The organism is Candidatus Planktophila sp. (genome assembly GCF_046070465.1).
Lineage (GTDB): Bacteria > Actinomycetota > Actinomycetes > Nanopelagicales > Nanopelagicaceae > Planktophila.
Genome location: NZ_JBJTMK010000056.1, coordinates 1 through 2,844 on the forward strand (window position 1 = coordinate 1; position 2,844 = coordinate 2,844).

The 2,844-nt window shown below is 49.6% G+C and carries 3 protein-coding genes; 1 reads left to right on the forward strand and 2 read right to left on the reverse strand.

Going from position 1 to position 2,844, the window contains the following annotated elements; all coding sequences use genetic code 11:
• A partial coding sequence (locus tag ACKOVI_RS02600; RefSeq protein ID WP_509602458.1) for a GTP-binding protein TypA/BipA occupies positions 1-1,544 on the reverse strand: 1,544 nt, incomplete at its 3' end.
• A gap of 141 nt (positions 1,545-1,685) precedes the next feature.
• Between ACKOVI_RS02600 and ACKOVI_RS02605 the strand changes: the two genes are divergently transcribed.
• Positions 1,686-2,600 carry a Ppx/GppA phosphatase family protein gene (locus ACKOVI_RS02605; RefSeq protein WP_509602459.1) on the forward strand — a complete coding sequence of 305 codons (915 nt, stop codon included), beginning with the start codon at positions 1,686-1,688 and terminating at the stop codon, positions 2,598-2,600.
• Between the two features lie 6 nt (positions 2,601-2,606).
• Here ACKOVI_RS02605 and ACKOVI_RS02610 read toward each other — a convergent pair.
• Positions 2,607-2,844: hypothetical protein (locus tag ACKOVI_RS02610; RefSeq protein WP_509602460.1), on the reverse strand; the 238-nt coding region annotated here is incomplete at its 5' end.

Here is a 2,844-nt window from a genome sequence, read left to right on the forward strand (position 1 = left end):
CCCATACGGTCTGAAACAAGTGATCCTGTTCCACGTGTACGAAGTTCACCAAACCATGGCTCGTAGGAATCGAATACGTGGTGGAGCAAACCTGTTCCGCGTGTTTCTGTAAGGAACTCTGTACGGAAACCGATAAGACCACGTGATGGAACCTTGTACTCAAGACGAATCCAACCGGTGCCATGGTTCACCATTTGCTCCATGCGGCCCTTACGAAGTGCCATCAACTGAGTGAGAACACCGAGGTAATCCTCAGGCGCATCAATTGTGAGGCGCTCCATTGGCTCGTGAAGCTTGCCGTCGATTGTCTTTGTAACAACCTGTGGCTTACCGACTGTGAGCTCGAAGCCTTCGCGCTTCATGATTTCAACAAGAACAGCGAGCTGAAGCTCTCCGCGGCCTTGAACTTCCCAAGCATCGGGGCGTTCGGTGTTGAGAATACGAAGTGAAACGTTACCGATGAGCTCTTTATCGAGACGATCTTTCACCTGGCGAGCAGTCAGCAACTTTCCTGACTTACCTGCGAGCGGAGATGTATTGATACCAATTGTCATCGAGATTGATGGTTCATCAACCTTGATCAATGGAAGTGCATGTGGGTTTTCGAGATCTGCAAGAGTCTCTCCCAATGTAATTGTTTCGATACCAGCGATAGCGACGATGTCACCAGGACCCGCTTCAAGTGCAGGTACGCGCTCGAGAGCCTCTGTCATGAGAAGTTCAGAAATCTTCACACGCTCTTGTGTGCCATCAGTCTTGATCCACATGACTGACTGACCCTTCTTCAGAGTTCCTTCGTGAACGCGCATCAGCGCAAGACGACCAAGGAATGGTGATGAGTCGAGGTTTGTGACGTGTGCCTGCAGTGGAGCACCCTCGTGATAAACAGGTGCTGGAACAGTGTCTTGAATAACCTGGAAGAGCGCATCGAGATTCTCTTCCTCTGGCAAGCCGCCATCTGCAGGACGTGTCAGCGATGCGCGACCATTCTTTGCAGATGCATACACGACTGGGAAATCAATCTGATCCTCTGTTGCATCGAGATCAAGAAAGAGCTCGTATGCCTCATCGACAACTTCTGCGATACGCGCATCAGGGCGATCAACTTTGTTGATAAGCAAGATAACTGGGAGGTTCTTCTGGAGTGCCTTACGCAAGACGAAACGTGTCTGTGGCAATGGACCTTCAGATGCATCGACGAGCAAGATAACGCCATCAACCATTTCAAGGCCGCGCTCTACCTCGCCGCCGAAGTCTGCGTGGCCTGGTGTATCAATAATGTTGATGACGGAATCACCACGGCGAACCGCTGTGTTTTTAGCGAGAATCGTGATTCCCTTTTCGCGCTCAAGATCCATTGAGTCCATCATGCGATCTTGGCCCTCGTCCTGCTTCTTATGAGCAGCAAAAGCGCCTGACTGCCACAACATCGCATCAACTAGTGTTGTCTTTCCATGGTCAACGTGAGCGATGATCGCAACGTTACGGATGCTGTCGCGGGTCTTTACCGGCAGGTCTTTGAGGTGTGCTTGGGTCTTTGGCATGTGATTACAAACTTTCGAAAATAAGGGCACTTACTCGTGAAGTGCAGGCATGAAGTCTACCGTAGGCAGCTATTTCCAGATAATTCCCTCGTGTTTGTCGAGTATTTACCTCGTAGAAATCTCTGTCAATAGAATGAGTTCATGCGCCTTGGAGTCCTCGATGTCGGATCGAACACTGTGCATCTACAAATCATGGATGCCCATCATGGCTCAGCGCCCCTGGCGTATCAAAGCTTTAAAGAAGAGATTCGATTAGCTGAATATTTAACTGATTCTGGAGACATTTCAGATGAGGGCATCGACACTTTACAGAAGACACTCAATCGATTGAAAAATGAGGCTAAGTCGATTCAATTAGATGACATGCTCGCATTTGCTACCTCGGCGATTCGTGAGGCAAAAAACTCCGACCTCGTCCTCCAGTCAGTGCGAAGCGCAACCGGGATTGATCTCGAAGTTCTCAGCGGCGTTGATGAGGCTAAATTTACCTTTCTCGCTGCTCGTCGCTGGGTTGGCTGGTCTGCTGGAGATGTCGTGCTGTTGGATATTGGTGGTGGTTCGTTAGAGATTGCATCCGGCGAACAAGAGAACCCAACCTACTCACAATCAGTGATGTTAGGCGCCGGTCGCTTAACTCGACAATTTCTTTCGGGCGATCCGTTTACAGAGAAATCTCTCAACAAGTTACGTGCTCACATTGCAGAAACTTTAAATGAGATTAAGGGTGAGATCGGAGATAACAGCGGTCGAACTGCAATTGGTACCAGTAAGACATTCCGCACCTTACGTCGCATCCAGCAGAATTATCTCCCCGAACTCGGCGGCGCTCTTACCGCCGAAGGGTTGCGAACCATTGTTCCGCGATTAGCAAAAATGACTCGTGCTCAGCGGTCGGACTTACCAGGAGTCTCTGCCAGTAGAGCGCAACAGATTGTTGCCGGTGCAATGGTTGCCGAAGGCGCGATGAATGCTCTGGGAATTACCAAGATTCAACAGTGCCCATGGGCGCTGCGTGAAGGGATTGTCCTGCAACGTTTAGATTGGCTAAAGTCCTAATAGTTTTTATTCTGACTTGGCTGCCTTCTCAATTTTTGGGTGGCGCAAGAATTCGACTGCAAGTACTTGATCTCCACGGTGATGAACAACCCAGGCATCAGCTGGATCTAAATCTTCCGCCGAGTATTCGACTCGTGCAATCTTGGTCAAGATATGCGGAATGATCGGATTATGGCTGGCAATTAACTGGTTGCCCGGATAGCGCATCAGATGCTTAACGTAATTCAGCGCAGTTTTCTCGCTC

What these genes read in the sequence shown, in the direction of transcription:
- ACKOVI_RS02605 (WP_509602459.1), top strand. Translation starts at nt 1,686, where the DNA reads ATGCGCCTTGGAGTCCTCGATGTCGGATCGAACACTGTGCATCTACAA.